The 18763-nt window shown below is 56.8% G+C and carries 22 protein-coding genes; 20 read left to right on the top strand and 2 right to left on the bottom strand.

All coding sequences use genetic code 11. The features are described 5' to 3' along the window. Positions 1–80 precede the first annotated feature (80 nt). Both AAE045_RS07575 and AAE045_RS07570 read left to right on the top strand, forming a co-directional pair. Positions 81–1952 (top strand): DNA topoisomerase III, encoded by a 1872-nt coding sequence (locus AAE045_RS07575; RefSeq protein WP_455547203.1) that lies wholly within the window; start codon positions 81–83, stop codon positions 1950–1952. A 258-nt stretch (positions 1953–2210) separates the two neighbouring features. Further along, positions 2211–4523, top strand: coding sequence for an autotransporter outer membrane beta-barrel domain-containing protein (locus AAE045_RS07570; RefSeq protein ID WP_455547202.1), 2313 nt, complete (start codon positions 2211–2213; stop codon positions 4521–4523). Between the two features lie 177 nt (positions 4524–4700). On the opposite strand, the gene AAE045_RS07565 is transcribed toward AAE045_RS07570, so the two are convergent. Further along, positions 4701–4982 carry a CopG family ribbon-helix-helix protein gene (locus AAE045_RS07565; RefSeq protein ID WP_455547201.1) on the bottom strand — a complete coding sequence of 94 codons (282 nt, stop codon included), beginning with the start codon at positions 4980–4982 and terminating at the stop codon, positions 4701–4703. Between the two features lie 418 nt (positions 4983–5400). Between AAE045_RS07565 and AAE045_RS07560 the strand changes: the two genes are divergently transcribed. The 6 genes from AAE045_RS07560 to AAE045_RS07535 all read left to right on the top strand — a co-directional run bounded on the left by AAE045_RS07560 (position 5401) and on the right by AAE045_RS07535 (position 10516). After that, complete coding sequence (locus AAE045_RS07560; RefSeq protein WP_455547200.1) at positions 5401–5850, top strand: STY4534 family ICE replication protein; 450 nt, start codon at positions 5401–5403, stop codon at positions 5848–5850. A 115-nt stretch (positions 5851–5965) separates the two neighbouring features. Next, positions 5966–6652 (top strand): PFGI-1 class ICE element type IV pilus protein PilL2, encoded by a 687-nt coding sequence (pilL2, locus tag AAE045_RS07555; protein ID WP_455547199.1) that lies wholly within the window; start codon positions 5966–5968, stop codon positions 6650–6652. Positions 6653–6655: 3 nt separating this feature from the next. Next, on the top strand, positions 6656–7330 hold the full coding sequence (locus AAE045_RS07550) for a TIGR03759 family integrating conjugative element protein (protein WP_455547198.1): 675 nt from the start codon (positions 6656–6658) through the stop codon (positions 7328–7330). Next, on the top strand, positions 7309–7830 hold the full coding sequence (locus AAE045_RS07545) for a transglycosylase SLT domain-containing protein (protein ID WP_455547197.1): 522 nt from the start codon (positions 7309–7311) through the stop codon (positions 7828–7830). Before AAE045_RS07550 ends, AAE045_RS07545 begins: the two co-directional genes overlap by 22 nt. After that, positions 7827–9848: a type IV conjugative transfer system coupling protein TraD gene (gene traD / locus AAE045_RS07540; protein ID WP_455547196.1), complete on the top strand. Its 2022-nt coding sequence runs from the start codon at positions 7827–7829 to the stop codon at positions 9846–9848. The genes AAE045_RS07545 and traD overlap by 4 nt, the downstream gene beginning before the upstream one ends. Further along, on the top strand, positions 9845–10516 hold the full coding sequence (locus AAE045_RS07535; protein WP_455547195.1) for a DUF4400 domain-containing protein: 672 nt from the start codon (positions 9845–9847) through the stop codon (positions 10514–10516). Before traD ends, AAE045_RS07535 begins: the two co-directional genes overlap by 4 nt. 107 nt (positions 10517–10623) lie before the next feature. Here AAE045_RS07535 and arsH read toward each other — a convergent pair whose 3' ends face one another. After that, positions 10624–11322 (bottom strand): arsenical resistance protein ArsH, encoded by a 699-nt coding sequence (gene arsH, locus AAE045_RS07530; RefSeq protein WP_202300763.1) that lies wholly within the window; start codon positions 11320–11322, stop codon positions 10624–10626. Positions 11323–11409: 87 nt separating this feature from the next. Between arsH and AAE045_RS07525 the strand changes: the two genes are divergently transcribed. The 12 genes from AAE045_RS07525 to AAE045_RS07470 all read left to right on the top strand — a co-directional run. Next, on the top strand, positions 11410–11730 hold the full coding sequence (locus AAE045_RS07525; RefSeq protein WP_455547194.1) for a metalloregulator ArsR/SmtB family transcription factor: 321 nt from the start codon (positions 11410–11412) through the stop codon (positions 11728–11730). A 43-nt stretch (positions 11731–11773) separates the two neighbouring features. Next, complete coding sequence (locus tag AAE045_RS07520) at positions 11774–13063, top strand: arsenic transporter (RefSeq protein WP_455547193.1); 1290 nt, start codon at positions 11774–11776, stop codon at positions 13061–13063. Positions 13064–13075: 12 nt separating this feature from the next. Beyond that, complete coding sequence (gene arsC / locus AAE045_RS07515) at positions 13076–13501, top strand: glutaredoxin-dependent arsenate reductase (protein WP_455547192.1); 426 nt, start codon at positions 13076–13078, stop codon at positions 13499–13501. Between the two features lie 199 nt (positions 13502–13700). Then, complete coding sequence (locus AAE045_RS07510) at positions 13701–14009, top strand: integrative conjugative element protein, RAQPRD family (RefSeq protein ID WP_455547191.1); 309 nt, start codon at positions 13701–13703, stop codon at positions 14007–14009. After that, the gene (locus tag AAE045_RS07505; protein ID WP_455547190.1) at positions 14002–14235 is read left to right on the top strand and encodes a TIGR03758 family integrating conjugative element protein; all 234 of its coding nucleotides are present in this window, start codon (positions 14002–14004) and stop codon (positions 14233–14235) included. The genes AAE045_RS07510 and AAE045_RS07505 overlap by 8 nt, the downstream gene beginning before the upstream one ends. Before the next feature lie 9 nt (positions 14236–14244). Beyond that, complete coding sequence (locus AAE045_RS07500; RefSeq protein WP_455547189.1) at positions 14245–14562, top strand: TIGR03745 family integrating conjugative element membrane protein; 318 nt, start codon at positions 14245–14247, stop codon at positions 14560–14562. Continuing rightward, a complete protein-coding gene (locus AAE045_RS07495; RefSeq protein WP_455547188.1) occupies positions 14562–14918 on the top strand; it encodes a TIGR03750 family conjugal transfer protein in 357 nt (118 codons plus the stop codon). The genes AAE045_RS07500 and AAE045_RS07495 overlap by 1 nt, the downstream gene beginning before the upstream one ends. After that, complete coding sequence (locus tag AAE045_RS07490; RefSeq protein ID WP_455547187.1) at positions 14915–15574, top strand: PFL_4703 family integrating conjugative element protein; 660 nt, start codon at positions 14915–14917, stop codon at positions 15572–15574. The genes AAE045_RS07495 and AAE045_RS07490 overlap by 4 nt, the downstream gene beginning before the upstream one ends. Next, complete coding sequence (locus tag AAE045_RS07485) at positions 15571–16347, top strand: TIGR03749 family integrating conjugative element protein (protein ID WP_455547186.1); 777 nt, start codon at positions 15571–15573, stop codon at positions 16345–16347. The genes AAE045_RS07490 and AAE045_RS07485 overlap by 4 nt, the downstream gene beginning before the upstream one ends. After that, a complete protein-coding gene (locus AAE045_RS07480) occupies positions 16344–17639 on the top strand; it encodes a TIGR03752 family integrating conjugative element protein (RefSeq protein WP_455547185.1) in 1296 nt (431 codons plus the stop codon). Before AAE045_RS07485 ends, AAE045_RS07480 begins: the two co-directional genes overlap by 4 nt. Continuing rightward, entirely contained in the window at positions 17639–18010 is a 372-nt protein-coding gene (locus AAE045_RS07475) for a TIGR03751 family conjugal transfer lipoprotein (protein WP_455547184.1), read from the top strand. Before AAE045_RS07480 ends, AAE045_RS07475 begins: the two co-directional genes overlap by 1 nt. Next, positions 18007–18763 (top strand): TraC family protein (locus AAE045_RS07470; RefSeq protein ID WP_455547183.1); only part of this gene is annotated, 757 nt, incomplete at its 3' end. The genes AAE045_RS07475 and AAE045_RS07470, both read left to right, overlap by 4 nt.

Genomic DNA, 18763 nt, shown 5'->3' with positions numbered 1-18763 from the left:
TCTGCCTGAACTTTCAATTCTCCCTGTCTACGACGCGTTTAAAACACCATGCTAACCTCCCCATCAAAGGGAGGTACCTTATGCAACTCTACCTGTGTGAAAAACCCTCTCAGGCGCGTGATATCGCCCGTGTGCTCAACGCCACCAGCAAGGGCAATGGCTGCCTGCAAAGCCCTTCTGTCACCGTGACCTGGTGCTTTGGTCATCTGCTGGAAATGGCGGTGCCGGAAGATTACGATCCACAGTTCAAACAGTGGAAACCCGAAACGCTGCCCATCATCCCACAACAATGGAAGTTCAAAATACGACAGGATGCCCGTAAGCAGTTTCGCATTATTGAACAGCTCCTGAAACAGACCAACAGCGTGGTGATCGCCACCGATGCTGACCGCGAAGGCGAGACCATTGCCCGGGAAATTCTGGCGTACTGCCGCTGGCATGGCCCGGTCCGGCGTCTGTGGTTATCCGCACTCGATGACGTCAGCGTCCGTCATGCGCTCGCCAACCTGCTGCCTGGTGAGCGAACTTTTCCGCTGTACCTGGCCGGTTCAGGACGCGCCCGCGCTGACTGGCTGGTCGGCATCAATATGACCCGTGCCTGCACGCTGTTAAACCGTCACCACAGCGGCATACTTTCCGTGGGCCGGGTGCAAACGCCAACGCTGCGTCTGATCGTCGATCGTGACCGGGAAATCAGCCAGTTTGTTCCCCATCCCTTCTGGCGGGTGGATGTCCGGCTACAGGAGGGGGAGCGTACTTTTCTGGCGCAATGGCAACCTGATGAAACATCCTGTGATAGCGAGGGACGCTGTATTCGCGAATCTGCCGCCCGCGCAGCGGCTGGCCGCTTAGCACAGGCCAGCGCGGCACAGGTACAATACATCACTATCCGACGCGTGAAAGAAGCGCCACCGTTGGCCTTTGCCCTCAACGTCCTGCAACAGACCTGCTCAGCGCTGTGGGGTATGGGGGCGCAGCAGGTGCTGGACATCGCCCAGCGACTGTATGAAACCCATAAAGCCATCACCTATCCTCGTACCGACTGCGGCTGGCTTCCCGTTTCCATGCATGATGAAGCACCACAGATCCTGACTGCACTGGTTACCAGCGATGCCTCACTTTGTGCCATGGTTAGCCAGCTTAATCCGCAGCATCGCTCCCGCATCTGGAATGACGGAAAAATCACCGCCCACCATGGCATCATTCCCACCCGCCATGCGGTAGATCTTGCCCGCATGGGCGACGACGAATGTAAAGTATATGGGCTGATCCGCTGCCACTTTCTCGCACAGTTTCTCCCCGATTATGAGGCAGATAAAACAGAACTACGCCTTCACTGTGCCGGAGAAACTCTGGCGGCAAAAGGAACCACACCCGTTATCAGCGGTTGGCGGCAACTGTTTATAGGTGAACTTGATGAAACTAAACCGGAAGAGACGCAGCGCCTTCCAGTCCTCAGCCAGGGACAAACCTGCCGGGTGGAACAGGTAGATGTTCGCGCCCGCCAGACGCAACCGCCGGAACATTACACCGAGGGCACGCTGATTGCGGCGATGAAAAATGCCTCCCGGTTTGTGGAGAATAAACGCCTGAAGCAGCGGCTGAAAGAGAATGCAGGTATAGGAACCGAAGCGACGCGTGCCGGGATTATCCGGACGCTCTTCCGCCGCGGCTATCTGGAAAAACGTGGCCGCTTTTTGCTGGCGACCCACAATGCCAGAGCCCTGATCGATTTTCTCCCGGACATTCTCAAAGATCCCGCTACAACTGCGCTACAGGAGCAGATGCTCGACGAGGTGGCTGCCGGAAAAATGACGCTGGAACAATTTATGGCGCAACAGCAGCGTACCCTTATTACCCTGACCACACAACTGACACAGCCACACCGGAGGCAGGATCATGACCAGACACACTTTTACGTTAACACTCGAAAAAATCCCACAAGAGGATGAAGCTGAACTGAACTGCTCGCTTAGCCTCAAAACCATACGAACGCAGACATCCGTTTCAGAAATGCTTACTCTCGCACTGAAACGCCAGACCAGGCATTCGTCCGGGAAAGCCACCGGCTGTGCCAAAGAGCCCCACTGTCTTAAAAAACCCTCAGTGTTATCATCTTGATTTTTTACCCGTGGGTAATGATTTAACCCTGTTACGTCATCCGCCGTTACGCTCAACTCTCCCGATTGCTAACCGTCGGGAGAGTTGATATGAAACCCCTTCTGTTTCTTTTTTCCATCAGCCTGCTCGCTGTTCACGCCAGTGCCCGGGGTGGTTATCATCCGATCGTTGACGCCGGGGAAACGATCTCCGGCGATATCATTGATGGTCGCCAGGGCAATCAGTATGTCTATGGCAGTCTCACCGACTCCACCATCACAGGCAGCAACGCTTACAGCTATGTTGCGCCGGGCGGACAAACGGACAACATCATCGTCACCCGGCAGGGTACACTTTTCCTCGAACCCGGAGGGTATGCTAACCACACGTCAGTCACCGGCGGTGGCAAGTTGCAGATCAACGGCAGCGCGGAAAATTCCTATGTCGACAACGGTGGTGAAATTTACGTTAACGCAGGGGAAAATGGCGTTAATGATCCAAACCAGGGTGGCCAGGCACATAACACCACTATCGGTACGGACGGTGTCATGGTTAACCGTTATGGCGTGGACAGTTTTACCGTGGTGGAAGCCGGAGGAGAGCTGGATACTGGCCGGAATTATGCCTATGAAGTCCGTAATACCGCCATTTCTCAAAACGCGACGATACAACGTGGCGGCATGCAGCAGATCACCAATGGCGGGACCAGCAAAAACAGCCTGGTGGAAACAGGCGGTACGCTAATTGTCAGTGGGAACTGGCATTACGACAGTGTGCTGGATCCTGCGCCCTCCGCCTGGTATTACGGTACCGCCAACGGAAGCGCCATTTACGGAGAGATGCAGAACCTGGGGGGCCTGGATACAGGCACAACCCTGCAATCCGGCGGGCAATATTTACTCGATAACTATGGTGTCTCGCGCCAGCTTACCGTGGCGCAGGGCGGCAGCGCGCAAATCAATCACGGCACGCTTGACGATTTCTGGCTGTATGGGCTGATGAACGTCAGCGATGAAGCCATCCTCACTGGCAGTGGCACCGTGGGTAACAGTGGTGAACTGAACCTGAATGAAGGAGCACGGACCGCCAGTCTGGATCTGACGCTGGCAGGCAATCTTTCACTGCATAACAACAGCAGCGCTACGCCACACCAGTATCAGTTTGCCAGCCTGACGCTCGAAGGCGGCACAGTCTGGTTTGATCCGGCGTCCTTCGCCACGCTCAGCATGAGTACCCTCACGGGCGACGGCAATTTTTATCTGAATACCGATATCGCAGACGGCCAGGGCGACATGATTAACGTCAGCGGTGAAGCGAATGGCGAATTTGGGATCATGGTCGCCGATACCGGCGTCTCGCCACAGGAGCCATCGTCACTACAGATTGTCCATACCGGCGGCGGGGATGCACAGTTTACGCTGCTTAATCCGAATCAGCAGGTCGATCTCGGCACCTGGGAATACGGACTCGTGCCGGATGGCCAGGGAAACTGGGCACTGACGCCCCAGGCGACGCCAACCCCCTCTACCGATGCCGTTCTCGCTATGGCAAACGTGACTCCCACCATTTTCCAGACAGAGATTGATGCACTGCATCGTCGGCTTGATGCAGTGCGTTCGCGCACGCACGAAGGAGAATTCTGGACGGAAGTACTCAGTAACCGTTTTAATGTCAACCGGACCGGGAATGCCGCGTATCGCCAGACGCTGGGCGGGGTGATGATGGGCTATGACACACACAGGATGGTGGCAAACGGCATTCTGACCCTGGGCGTGGCGGGCAGTTACAGCCGCTCCGATCTCGACATGGCCAACAACAGCGATGGCAACGTGGACAGCTACAGCACTGCGCTCTATGCCAGTTACTCTGATCGGCGTCACTTCTGGCTGGAGAGTGTTCTGAAAGGTAACCTGTTTAACCAGCATCTGAATGCCCGCATGAGCTCCGGCGGTCGCGCTGACGGCAGCTACACCACGCCCGGCATCGGCGGCAGCCTGATAACCGGCGTCGATCTTCCTCTGGCCGATACCACGCTTTCCCCTTTTATCGGCTTCACTGGTTTCACCTCACAGAGTGATGATTACGCGCTGTCTAACGGGATGCAGGCACATCCGGGTACCGCGAAATCGGCACTGGCCCAGGCAGGTGTGCGCATCAGCCAGCAAATTTCAACCGACAACGGGGCGCAACTGACGCCCTGGCTGAAAGTGGCGCTGGAGCAGGAGTTTGTACATAGCAATGAGGTCAGGGTGAACGAGGATCGCTTTAACAACGACATTGCAGGTAGCCGGGGCAGCTATCAGGCGGGTATCAGCGCAGAAGTGACGCCACAGGCCCGGTTGTATGCCAGTATGACGTATAAAAAAGGAGAGGGCATCGAGTCACCCTGGTTGGGTGGCATTGGGCTAAGCTACCGCTTCTGAAGTGCGTTAATATCCTGCTTCCTTTTGATGACGAAATGCCAGCACATATACTCGATCATCTTCACGGTTATACCGATACAGAGCAACGTAACCGGAATCACCAAATTCAATGAGCAGCTCGCAAAATTCCGGGTGTTCAGAGGAGCGGCAATCCTACAGTTGCCCGTTGGGTAATATTTACTTGTGGCATAGCGGGCTCCCCTGTTCCGCCTCGCTTCCCCAGGACTGCAGCCAGTCATTGACCTCATCACCGGTCAGGTGTAGCCCGGTCTCCTGGAATTCACGCCAGGAATCCAGTGCTTCCTGTTTAAAACTTTCCCGCTGCTCTTCACGGGCGACATATTCGGTGATCGCTGCCACCATCAGGTAGTGCGGCGTTCTGTCGCGGACATCCGCCAGCTTTTTGACCCGTGCTTTCAGCTCGTCTTCCAGTTTGAGAGTCGTACTGCTTAATGGCATAAATCCTCCTCGCTCGTATCAGGTGTTACCTTTTACAATTCTGTGCCGCTTTATACCCATGAGCAATAATTAACCACCATAAAACCCTTGTGTTTAATATCTGGCAACGACAAATAAAATCGACTGTTTTGCTCAATTCATCCCTGTTCTTCTGTCTCTTGTAACAACCAGAAAGCCGCCATGCATTCCTGAAAACGCGGCGGCGCACAGCGCGGAATGCCCAAATCAAACCCAAAGCGGGGAAATCCCGCGCCATGGGCATTTCTCCGCAATTTAACACCCAATGGATTTCGAGTTGCAGGAAGGGGGCAAGAGAACGAATCCCGAATCACTTAGTAAACTAAGTGATTCGGGTGAGTGAACGTAGCCAACACACCTGCAACTTGAAAGACGACGGGTATATCTGGAGAACACCACCATGAACGACACCCACTACTTCAACCTGCACGTCAGCGGTATCGGTTATCTGAACCGCATTCGCGAAGTGACACCAAAAAAAGGTGAGCCTTTCCTGTGTTGCGACATTGCCGCACTCAGAGGCGAAGCCAGTGAAGCAGAACACACCTGGTTTGACTGCCGCGTCAGTGGCCGAGATGCCCAGATCCTGGTACGCCGCTGCCTCGATGCATGCGAGCAAAAACGTAAAGTGCTGGTCCAGTTTCGGCTCGGCGATCTGTATGCCGAGACCTTTACCTTCAGTAAAGGTGAGCGTAAAGGCGAAACCGGCGTCAGTCTTAAAGCACATCTGCTCTGGATCGGGCTGATAAAGATAGACGGCGAGGAAGTCTATAAAGCAGAAAGCAAGCCGGTGAGTTCAGAAACCCAACCGGCTTCCCGGATACAGCCTGAACGTGAATCGCAGTATTAACCATTGTTGCGCCCGTTTTTCGGGCGCAACTTTTCTTTGAAATAAAGAGTTGTTTATCGTTTCCTGCCTACGCTCACGGCATCCTTCCCTCAAAACCATGCGGGGGGAAACCATAATGAAGTTACTACTGGCAATAATGATCGTCCTGATGCTGATGGCCGTCACCGGCACCACTATCGCATCAACGTTCGCCCCCGCGGTTGTGCGTTACGACCGCTATTTGCTGGTGAATACTGCGCCGCAACAGCCGCCACTGGAACAGCTCACCAGCCTGTCGATTCCGCCGGGCTTTCATCCCGGACTCGGTGAAACCCTGCAATATCTGCTGCGCGACAGCGGCTACACCCTGTGCCTGCCGGACAGCCAGCGCGCCAGGCTGTATGCCTTCCCGCTGCCGCTGGGTCAGTACCACTTCGGGCCGGTGCGCCTTGATGCAGCTCTTCGGATGCTGGCCGGAAGCGCATGGCGTCTGGAGGTAAACGATCTGCGCCGCGAAATCTGTTTTGAACCGCAGCCTGACTCATCTGCTAATGATTCCCTCCTCCCGGCGGTTATTCACCGTCGTCCCCTGTCCCACCCTGTTTTGGGGCCAGCAATGGCCCCGTTTTTTCTGGCGGGCGTGATACAGCGTGGCGATACCCGGCTGGCGGTCATCGTTCCACCCGAAGCTCTCTGGCTTAACCAGGTCGTCTGGCTACGCCCGGGAGAGCAGTGGCAGGGATGGAGGCTGGAAAAGCTGAATGAACAGTGGGCAGTTTTCCGTCAGGGCAAACGCCGTCTGACGCTTCAGATACCGGAGTAAGCCATGAAACGTACCTTTCTGGTTCTGCTTTTCACGGCCACGGTGCAGGCGCAACCCTTGCAGGTACAAAACAGCCAGAACACCACCACGGCCCTTCAACCACTGACGCCGCAACAACAGGCCATGCTATGGGGCATCACCCCGCAGGAGTGGCAACGCTACCTTGCGCTGAAGCAGCAGGAGCGCGGTATCTGGTCACCGGGTCTCGATCCCCTCACCACGCTGGGTGTGGAAGCGGAAACCGACCCGCAACGCCAGCATTTCGCCGAATTGCTGGTCAGAAAAGAGTCTCAGCGGCTGGAAAAAGAACTCGCCTTTCAGCGCGCTTATGACGCAGCCTGGCAGCGGTTATATCCGGGGCTGACGCCACTGAAAACGCCAGCGGCCAGCACCTCCCGCGTCTCCCTGTTTGTCAAAGAGAACTGCCCGGCCTGCGACAGTCTGCTGCGTACCCTGCTGGCCCAGAAACGTCCGCTGGATATCTGGCTGATCGGAAGCCAGGGCGACGACAGCCGGGTACGCCGCTGGGCGCAGACTCACGGTATCGATGCGAAACAGGTCAGTGAACGCAATATCACCCTCAACCACGATGCAGGCCGCTGGTTACAGACCGGTGCGGGCAAAATCCCCGTCGCGCTGGAGAAGCGAGGTGAACAATGGCGCGAAGTGTTGCCCTGATGGCTTTACTGCCCTGTCTGGCACTGGCTCAGCCGTTGCCGGAAGCCTATCAGCAGGCGGCAAACCGCTGGCAGGTACCGCCAGAACTGTTATGGGCGGTGGCACAGACCGAAAGCGGTTCACGGTTGGGGACACAACGTCTGCCCTGGCCATGGACGCTGAATATCGCCGGAAAAAGTTACCGTTATCGCAGCAGGAATGAAGCCTGTCATGCACTGCTTGCCGCCACCCGCACGACCGCGCTGAAACGCATTGACGCAGGCCTTGGGCAAATCAACATTGGCTGGCACCGCACCCTGTTTGATTCTCCCTGTGACGCACTGCATCCTTACCGCAACCTTACGCTCACTGCCCGACTGCTGCGCGAACGCTACGACGAATCTCCCGGAAGCTGGCTGAACGCCGCCGCCCGATATCACCGTCCCGCAGGAGGAGTACCGGCAGCCCGTTACCGCCAGCAGGTTGGCCGGATACTGCAGCAACGGACGCAACAGCCATGAGCCGCTATACACTGGAGGCGTTACTGCGCCCACCCGTGGAGCTTTACAGTGCCGTCTGTGCACTATGTGCCGCCCTGTTGTGTCTGAATAGCGCAGCCCTGCTGATGCTTTCCCCCATCGCATCATGCCTCCTTGCGGGCGGTTTTCTCCTGCTGGCGCTACGCCGTAGCTGGCAGGGCTGGCAAATCCTTCGTTACCACCGCAACCTGCTGCGTCTGCCGCGCTATGCCCTCACCACCCGGAAGATTCCGGTCAGCCGCAGGCGGCTGTTTCTGGGAAAAGGGTTTCGCTGGCAACCCATCCACACTCAGCGGTTGTATGACTGCCTGCAGCCAGAAGCAGCACGTTTTCTGCATCCTGGGTTGTGCCACCAACTGGCGCGGAGACTTGAAAAACGCTGCGAACACGCCCTGCCCTGGCTCACTCATCTGCTCAGTACCGACCACTGGCTGAACCCGGTGCGCCCGCTGCCACCCGTCGGTGGCAATCCGTGGCTGCACGGTGTGGAGCTGAAAGAAAGTGAAGTCACCCTGCCGCTGGGAGAACGCGTCGGTCATACGCTGGTACTCGGCACCACCCGGGTGGGCAAAACGCGGCTGGCGGAAGTGCTCGCCACGCAGGATATTCACCGTGGCGAGGTGGTGATTGTTTTTGATCCGAAAGGGGATGCCGATCTGCTCAAACGCCTGTGGGTGGAAGCGAAGCGTGCCGGACGCAGCGATCGGTTTATCCTGTTTCATCTGGCTTACCCGGCGACCAGCGCACGCTACAACGCTATCGGACGCTTTGGCCGCATATCCGAAGTCGCATCACGCATCGCCGGGCAGCTTTCCGGCGAGGGCAACAGTGCCGCTTTCAGGGAATTTGCCTGGCGCTTCGTCAATATCATTGCCCGCGCCCTGGTCGCGCTGGGCCAGCGCCCGGATTACCAGCTTATCTCCCGTCATGTGGTGAATATCGACGCCCTGTTTATCGACTATGCCCGCATCGTTCTGCCGCGCCACAACGCGCGAGCCTGGGAAGTGGTGGCCCAACTGGCTGAACGGATCAACGATAAAAACACACCGCGTAACCTGCAGGGACGCGACCGCCATGTCGTGGCGCTGGAACAGTACCTGAATGAGGAAAAATTTTACGATCCGATCCTCGATGGCCTGCGTTCTGCGGTGCGCTACGACAAGACCTACTTCGATAAAATCGTCGCCTCTCTTTTGCCGCTGCTGGAAAAACTCACCACTGGTTCACTGGCCGCCCTGCTCGCCCCGGATTATCACGACCTGGATGACGCGCGTCCGATCCTCGACTGGCAACAGGCCATCCGCCAGAAAGCGATTGTTTACGTCGGGCTGGATGCACTCTCCGACGCCGTGGTCGCTGCTGCTGTGGGTAACTCCATGTTTGCCGATCTGGTCAGTGTTGCAGGCCATCTCTATAAATTTGGCCTTAATGACGCTCTCCCCGGCAGCACCGAAAAACCGCCGCCTATCAACCTGCACTGCGATGAATTTAACGAACTGATGGGGCCGGAGTTTATCCCGCTGATCAACAAAGGGGGTGGTGCGGGCATTCAGGTTACCGCCTACACCCAGACGCTGAGCGACATTCAGGCGCGGATCGGCAACGCCGCCAAAGCAGGCCAGGTGGTGGGGAACTTCAACAACCTGATCATGTTACGCGTTCGCGAAACCGCCACCGCTGAGCTGCTGACAAAACAACTGCCGCAGGTGGAGATCCGCAGCCGCCAGGTCAGTTCCGGCGTCACCGATACGCCCGGCGGGCAGAACAGTTTTGTCAGCAGCACCCACGAGCAGGTTGTCACCCGCAGCGTTCCGCTGCTGGATACCGCTGCCCTGATCCAGCTTCCCAAAGGCCAGGCCTTCGCCCTGCTCGAAGGCGGCCAGTTGTGGAAAATCCGCCTGCCGCTGCCCATCGGCGACAAACGCTGGCCGCTGCCGGACTCCATCCAGCAGCTCACAGAGTGGATGCAGGCGCGCCAGCACGATGAAAACCAGGCATGAGTGAGCAGCGTCCGCCCCCCTCCAGACCTACACAAGGCCCCATTAGCTGGCTGCTATCACTGGCCGGACGCATTATCGGGCTGGTTCTTGGGGCGTTGATATTGCGGATCGTACTGGAGTTAGCAGGACTGTATTTCTGGTGGCCACAGGAGGGGGCAGAACATGTCTGTCGGGTGATGATCCAGGAGCAGGCTGCGTTAGCGCAGGATCTACAACCCCATCCACTGGGAGCTGGAGCGCTGGCATTGCTGCAATATGGGCAGACGGGACTACTGAATTTCCATGAATGGGGTTATTCACTGCTCCGGCATATTTTTCCAGAAGTGATGCTGGCAACCCTAACCCATGCGATGGCTTATGCGCTGATAAGTTTTATGGCCCGCCTGCTCAGGCTGATTGTCACGTTACCGCTGTTTTTGCTGTGTGCAACAACAGGCATCGCTGAAGGGGTGATGCAGCGTGATTTAAGGATCTTTGGTACAGGGAATGAATCCGTTTTTGTTCATTGCTGTGCCAGAAAGCTTGGCGCATCGGTGACAACCAACCTCTGGTTGATCTATCTGGCACAACCGGTGTTCCCTTCGTCAAATACCCTGTTGTTTGCTGCCGCATTGTGGACAGGAATAGTACTAAGAGTGACGGCGAGCAGCTTTAAACGCTGGCTGTAAGGGGAGGATGGGGACAATATTCACTGCTGCGCACAGTATCTGTCTGTTTAAACCTGACAATCGGCTATGTGCCAGGAGCGGACGTCTGAGCTCAATAAGCAACGACGTTATATTTTGTCCTGATTGACGCGAGATGAAAGCTCCTGATGGCTCTCTTTTCGTTCACTGTAGCGATCGGCAAGGTAACCGGTTTGCCCCTTGAGCAACAGTGTGATTTTAAACAACTCCTCGGCGACATCGACGATACGATCATACCAGGACGAAGGTTTCATTCGCCCGTTCTCATCGAATTCCTGCCAGGCTTTGGCTACTGAAGATTGGTTGGGAATAGTGAACATCCTCATCCAGCGTCCAAGAATACGCATCTGGTTCACGGCATTAAAGGACTGCGAGCCGCCACATACTTGCATTACCGCAAGAGTTTTGCCCTGCGAAGGGCGTACCGCACCTTCACTTAAGGGTATCCAGTCGATCTGTGCCTTCATAACTGCGCTCATAGCCCCGTGCCGTTCAGGAGAACTCCAAACCATCCCGTCACACCATCTGACCAGACCACGCAGCTCGGTGACCTTAGGATGCGTGTCTGGCGCATCATCCGGCAGGGGTAAACCGGAGGGGTTAAAGAGTTTCACCTCTGCGCCCATCGCTGTCAGCAGGCGGCCTGCTTCTTCCGCGGCAAAGCGGCTGTAAGAGCGCTCTCTTACTGAGCCATACAGGATCAGAATCCGTGGCGGCTCCTGCAGGTGTAATTGTTCAGCGATGTGTTGATCAAAGCAGTCAGCGTTCAGTGCAGGAAAGTGTTCCATTATTTCTCCTCCGGGATACTTTGGTGTTTTATAATATACACATATGATTTACCATATGTGTATATTATAAAGGGAACGGAGTGAAAAATGCTACAACCTGTTCAGCTTTTCAAAATCCTGTCGGATGAAACACGGCTCGCCATCGTCATGCTTCTGCGGGAGTCCGGAGAACTGTGCGTTTGCGATATCTGTGCGGCCACCACTGAGTCACAGCCCAAGATTTCTCGCCACATGGCGATTCTTCGTGAAGCAGAACTGGTACTTGACCGCCGGGAAGGCAAATGGATTCACTACCGCCTGTCTCCCCACATGCCAGCATGGGCGGCAGAGACGGTCACGACGTCCTGGCAATGTATGCGAGAGGATGTGCGTAAATGGCTGGACAAATCAGCTTACACCTCCTGCTGAGACAGGATACATATTCACATAATCATATATAACGGAGTCTGAGATGCTTTTGGCAGGGAGTATATTTTTACTGACGCTGGTACTGGTGATCTGGCAACCCAGAGGTCTGAGTATTGGCTGGAGCGCGAGTATCGGGGCTGTGCTGGCGCTGGTAACCGGTGTCATCCATATCGCTGATATTCCCGTGGTCTGGAATATCGTCTGGAATGCGACAGCGGCATTTATTGCGGTCATCATCATCAGCCTGCTGCTCGATGAGTCCGGCTTCTTTGAATGGGCAGCATTGCACGTCTCCCGCTGGGGTAACGGACGTGGCCGCCTGCTGTTTACCTGGATAGTACTGCTTGGCGCTGCTGTTGCTGCGCTGTTTGCTAACGACGGGGCAGCACTGATTCTGACGCCGATTGTGATTGCGATGCTGCTCGCACTGGGGTTCAGCCAGGCGACGACTCTGGCCTTTATCATGGCAGCAGGGTTCATTGCTGATACCGCCAGCCTGCCACTGATAGTTTCCAACCTGGTCAATATTGTCTCAGCGGATTTCTTCGGACTGGGCTTTACGCAGTACGCCTCCGTGATGGTCCCTGTGAACCTGGCGGCTATAGCTGCCACGCTGGTCATGCTCCATATATTCTTCCGCCGCGATATACCCGCCAAATATGACGTTTCGCTACTCAAGATGCCTGCCAATGCGATTAAAGATCCTACTACGTTCAGGGCGGGCTGGGTTGTTCTGCTGTTCCTGTTGGTCGGTTTCTTTGTTCTGGAGCCGCTGGGGATCCCTGTTAGTGCGATAGCAGCTGTTGGGGCTGCGGTGCTTTTCGTGGTAGCAAAGCGTGGTCATGCCATAAATACCGGGAAAGTGCTGCGCGGTGCGCCCTGGCAAATCGTAATTTTCTCGCTGGGTATGTATCTGGTCGTCTACGGTCTGCGTAACGCAGGACTGACTGAGTATCTTTCAGCCGTACTCAATTTACTGGCAGACAAAGGTTTATGGGCTGCCACGTTCGGTACCGGCTTCCTGACAGCGTTCCTGTCGTCTGTGATGAACAATATGCCGACGGTACTTATTGGTGCATTGTCTATAGACGGGAGCACTGCGACCGGCATCGTCAGAGAGGCAATGATTTATGCCAATGTGATTGGCTGCGATTTAGGTCCTAAAATCACCCCGATAGGCAGTCTGGCAACCCTACTGTGGCTTCATGTGCTGGCACAGAAAAATATGACCATCACCTGGGGATATTACTTTCGCACCGGAATAATTATGACCCTGCCCGTGCTTTTCGTCACTCTGGCCGCGCTGGCGTGGCGGCTCTCTATCACTTTGTAATGAGATACTGATATGAGCAACATTACCATCTATCACAATCCAGCCTGTGGCACTTCACGTAACACGCTGGAGATGATCCGTAACAGCGGTAGCGAACCAACCATTATTTATTATCTCGATACGCCCCCGACTCGTGATGAACTTGGCAAACTGATTTCAGATATGGGTATTTCAGTGCGTGCATTGCTGCGTAAGAACGTCGAACCTTATGAGCAGTTGGGTCTTGATGAAGACAAATTTTCTGATGAGCAGTTGATTGATTTTATGCTTCAGCATCCGATCTTGATTAATCGACCGGTTGTAGTAACACCGCTTGGTACGCGTCTTTGCCGCCCTTCAGAAATCGTGCTGGATATTCTTCCGGAAGATCAGAAAGGAGCGTTTACCAAAGAGGATGGCGAGAAGATTATTGACGAAACGGGGAAGCGAGTTAAGTAGTCTGTCCATATTCAAAATATCGGAAGCCTGTTTACGCAATGCGGGCGTCCGATTTTCGCTCAAAGCAGCCAAAGTGATGTAAGCCGCTCAGAACCTTAACCTCTGTCGAAATCTTTTTTCAACAACAAACAATACCCTGGTGACCCTCTGCCAGCCACTCTCCTACCCTGTCCAGGCCGAACACCAGGAGAGCTTCACCATGCAATATCGCTCACTACTGTTGATACTGATCCTGCCCTTCTGGGCCCTGGCCGACGCTACGCCGGAATCCACCCAGCTGGCCCTGGCGTTAAAGCAGCTCGACAGCGTTAAAGTCTCGCTGGAGCGTGCGAAAGCCAGCACAAAAACTAATCCGCAATCTCGTTACTACTTCGACTACCGGGCGGCACAGCAGGATATCAGCGAAATTGAACAAGGGCTCAACCGTTACCTCTCCCCTTCCCGCGCCCAGCCACGCAATCAGGAACCTTTAACCGCCAGTTACCAGCGGGAGAACGCCCATGACTGAAGCCCAGATCGCGGCTTTTCAGGCAGCCAGCCTGAGCAAGCCGGAAGCGGTCAATCTGCTGATGCTGGGTCTGTTCACCAGCGCCATGCTGCTGTGGTGTGCCTGGTCATTGCTGGTTGCCTGGCAGGGTGTCTGCCGGCAGCGTTTAAGCTGGCAAGGGTTTGGTGCCGTAGTAGCACGATCGGTATTGCTGGTACTGGTCAGTTTCTGGCTGGTTCTGAGTTGAGGAGGCATGATGCGATTTTTACTCCTGTTACTTCTCCCCGCTTTTAACGTTCTTGCCGACTTACCGGAGATGGAAGATCCGTCCCGGGGCCAGGGGGATGGCATTATGGAAACCATCCAGAATTACGGCTACGACATCGTGATCCTGCTGACGCTGGCGATCTGCTCTGTGGGCTTTCTGGTAGTGGCAAACAGTTGCATTGCCACCTATTCCGAGATCCAGACCGGGCGCAAGCAGTGGAAAGATCTGGGCGCAATGGCCGGTGTTGGGGCGATATTACTGGTGATCACCATCTGGTTACTTAATCAGGCTTCGGACATTCTGTGATGGCAACAATAACCTTTCTCCCCGACCGGCTTAACCGTGAGCCTGTTGTCTGGCGCGGGCTGACGACCAGTGAACTGCTGCTGGCGCTGGTCTGCGGGCTTTCCGGCGGAGCCACTTTCGGTATCGCGCTGGCTGTACTACTGCACAGCTGGCCGCTGATCCCAGGATCGGCGCTGGCTGGTGCCGGGCTGCTTCTCCAGGGCGGCGGGCGCATTCTGGCACGCATCAAACGCGGTAAGCCGGATAGCTGGCTGTATCAGGCGTTATTCGCCTGGCTTGAGCGCCATCGACTGCTACGACGCCCACAACTTATCCAGCACAGCACGGTATGGGTGGTGCGCAGGAGTGTGAAATGAGTCGCTTCCGTCATGCGCTGGCCGAGCGCGATGCCCATATCCTGACGCTGAAAAGCGTGATCGTTCTGCTGTGTTTGTGTCTGGCGGGCGTCGGCTATGGCTGGTACACCGCGCCACGTAATCTCACGCTGTACTTCCCGCCCGACTTACGCACTGGCAGCACCCGCCCGTGGTGGGAGGTGCCGCCTGCCAGTGTTTACGCCTTCACTTTCTATATCTTCCAGCAGCTCAACCGCTGGCCGGATAACGGGGAGGAGGACTACACCCGTAATCTTCGCGCCCTCCGGGCTTATCTTACGCCCGCCTGCCAGAACTGGCTGGACCATGATTACCAGCTCCGGCGTGACGGGGGCGAACTTCGAAGCCGTACGCGGGGGATCTATGAACTGCCCGGCCACGGCTACAGCAGCCGTGTAGAGGGCGACGACAAGCGCCCGCATCCGCGCGTCGAAGTGCTGGGGCGCGATGCGTGGCGAGTGACGCTGGATGTTGCCGTGGAAGAGTATTACCAGAACGAACCGGTTAAAAAAGCACTGGTACGCTACCCGTTGCAGGTAGTGCGCTATGCCATTGATGCAGAGATTAACCCGTGGGGGCTGGCGATTGACTGCACAGACAGCACGCCGCAACGCCTGATCACGGAGGCAAAGCCATGATGCGCCTGCTTCTGCTGCTGTTTATCAGCCTGCCCGCACTGGCTACAGAAGTCGTACAATGGGAGAACATCCCACTGCCGGTTGAGTTACACACCGGCCAGGAGCGTATTGTCGATGTCGGCAAACCAGTACGCATTGGCTACCCGGCCAGCCTTGAGGGCAAAGTCCGCCTGCAAAGCGCGGGCGGTAAAATATTCCTGCTGGCTAATAGCCCATTTCCGGCCACCCGTATTCAGCTACGCGATACCGGAAGCGGTGAACTGATCCTGCTGGATATCCACGCGACGGAAGGCACATCACCGCTGGAGGCGCTGCAACTGCGCTATGAACCCCAGGCAGCGTCCCCGGTCGATAAAACCGTACCCGTTTCTGCACCTGCTGAACCTCTGCCCGTTCTGCTGGTGCGCTACGCCGCCCAGAATCTCTACGCGCCTTTGCGTACCGTCGAGCCGCTGCCAGGTGTAACGCCCACTCCCACCGGGCTGGCAAAAAACGTCACCACACTGCTGCCACAACAACCGATCGCCACCACACCGCTGGCCACCTGGAAAGTGGGCGAGATCACGGTGACCGCCCTGCGCATACAGAACCGCAGCGCACAGCGCATTCCTCTCGATCCCCGCGAGCTTCAGGGGCAGTTTATCGCGGCAGCTTTCCAGCACGACTGGCTCGGTGCGCACGGCCTGCCGGAAGACACCACTGTGGTGTATCTGGTCACTAAAGGCCGCGCCGCTCATGCCCTGCTGGCGGAACCACCGGAGCATAAGCCATGATGCCGCGCCAGAACGTGATACTGAAAATCCTGCTGCCGCTGATTGTGCTGGTGACCATCGTGGTGCTGCTACGCTCGCCGGGCAAAAGTGCGCCGGATAAAACCCCGTCGCGTACCGTGGCAGCACTCACGCCGCAAGAACTGCGCGATCTGGGTATTGATGGCGATACCCCGGCGGACACCGTCGCCACCCTGGTCGGGCAAATGAAACAGTACCGCCGCGAGCTGCAAACCCTGCAGAACAGCACGGAAAGTCAGCAGGCCAGCGAGAAACGGCTGAAAGCGCAACAACAAAGCCAGGCCTCGCAATTGCGCGACGAGATACGCAAACAGCAGGATGCATTACGCAATGAATGGCTCAAGAGCCAGCAAAATTTGCTGGCTAAGCTTGACCAGCTCGGTGATAAACACAGCGACGACATTCCGCCAGGGCTGGGGCTGACGTCCGGCGAACTGCCTGCGGGTGTACAGCAGGAGGTGCGCTGGCTGGAGCCGCTTGACGCGCCCCCGGCAACCCATGACAAGCCGCTGCGCGTGAATCTGAAAGCAGCGGATAAACCAGACACCCCACCCGACGTGAAGGTCTGGACCCTGCCGCAAAACGCCACGCTGACCGGCTCGGTTGCCATGACCGCACTGATTGGCCGGGTTCCGGTCAATGGTACGGTCAGCGATCCTTACCCGTTCAAACTGCTTATTGGCGAGGACAACCTGACGGCTAACGGCACTGAACTGCCGGATGTTGCAGGCGCGGTGGTCTCCGGCACTGCCTCGGGCGACTGGACGCTCTCCTGTGTACGCGGGCAAATCACCTCGCTGACCTTTGTGTTTCATGACGGCACTGTCCGCACCGTCCCGCAGAGCGAAAAGTCGGGTAGCCAGCAGCAAAATATCGGCTGGCTCTCGGACGAACAGGGGCTGCCCTGCATTCCCGGCACGCGCAAAAGCAATGCGAAGGAATACCTCACCTCGCAGTTTCTGCTGGCGGGATCGGGCGCAGCAGCGCAGGCCTTTGCGAATGGCGAAAGCACCTCCGTGGTGGAGGATGGCAGCATCACCAGCGCGGTCACCGGCGACAACGGGCAGTACGTGCTCGGCCAGGCCATCGGCGGCGGGCTGAAGGAAACCGCCGACTGGATGAAACAGCACTACGGCCAGATGTTTGATGCCGTTTATGTCCCGCCGGGCCACAAAGTGGCAGTGCATCTCACCGGAGAACTTGCCATCGACTATGAGCCGCAGGGGCGCAAAGTGAAATACCCGCAGACCACTGCAACGGGAGGGCTGGACTAATGCGTTACTTCATTATTCTGATAATCCTGCTGGCAGGGTGCAGTACCTCACAGGAAGAGCTGATGCCGGTCGCTCCCGACACCACCATGCAAAACCTGTGGCAGCAGCAAAGTGGCGGCAATGCTTCGCTGCTGGACGCCAGAGCGCAGCTCCGCCGCCCGCCGGATGTCTCCCCCGCTCAGGCTGCCTATACCCGCGATGCCAGAAGCGAAATCCGCCAGCAGTTCCCCCGCCTGCCCAACCCGGATATGGTGCTGTATGTCTTTCCACATCTTAACGGCAACACGCCCGTTCCCGGCTACAGCACGGTGTTCCCCTTCTACACTCGTCCGCAGTATGCGCTGCCGGGTGAGCGCCTGACGCCGCCATGAGTGAGCGACGCGGACTCACCCAACAGACGCTGAACGCCAGCTACCATAAAGGGCCTTCATTTGTGGACTGGCTGCCGTGGGTGGAGTTTTTACCTGACTCGCAGACACTGCTGCTGGAAGATGGTCGGTCGGTGGGTGCAGTCTTCGAGCTGCTACCGCTGGGCACGGAAGGCCGCTCTCAGGCGTTTCTTGAACAGGCGCGCGATGCGATCACCGATGCGCTACAGGATGCCTTTGACGAGCAGGAACGCGCCCCCTGGGTAGTGCAGTTTTTTTGCCAGGATGAGGACGACAGCGAGGCATGGCTGGCAATGCTGGAAGCGTATGCCGCACCGGAGGTCCGCCACTGCGCCTTTACCCGAGAATGGCTGGCACAGATGGCAGACCATATGAGCACGCTCACCCGCGAGGGTGGCCTGTTTTATGACGCCACCGTGACGCATACCCGCTGGCGGGCGACCTGGCGGCGCACGCGGATGGTGGTTTACCGCTGGCTGCCCGCCCCTTCGCCGGAGGATATTGCCCCGGAAGAAGCGCTGAACCATATCAGTGAGCGGCTGACGGCGGGCCTGAAAGCGGCGGGGATTTCCGCGCTCCGCCAGGATGAACAGGCCATCCACCGCTGGCTGGTACGCTGGCTGAATCCCGCGCCATCAGTGGATGATAAAAAGCGTTTCTGGCAGCAACTGGATTTGCCGGAGCCCGACACTCTTCCGGTGCTCACCGATTTTGCCGAGCGTCTGCTGACAAATG

Origin of the sequence: Dryocola clanedunensis, assembly GCF_038405435.1 — a bacterium.
Taxonomy (GTDB): Bacteria; Pseudomonadota; Gammaproteobacteria; order Enterobacterales; family Enterobacteriaceae; genus Dryocola; species Dryocola clanedunensis_A.
This window is presented reverse-complemented; position numbering and strand designations above follow the sequence as displayed.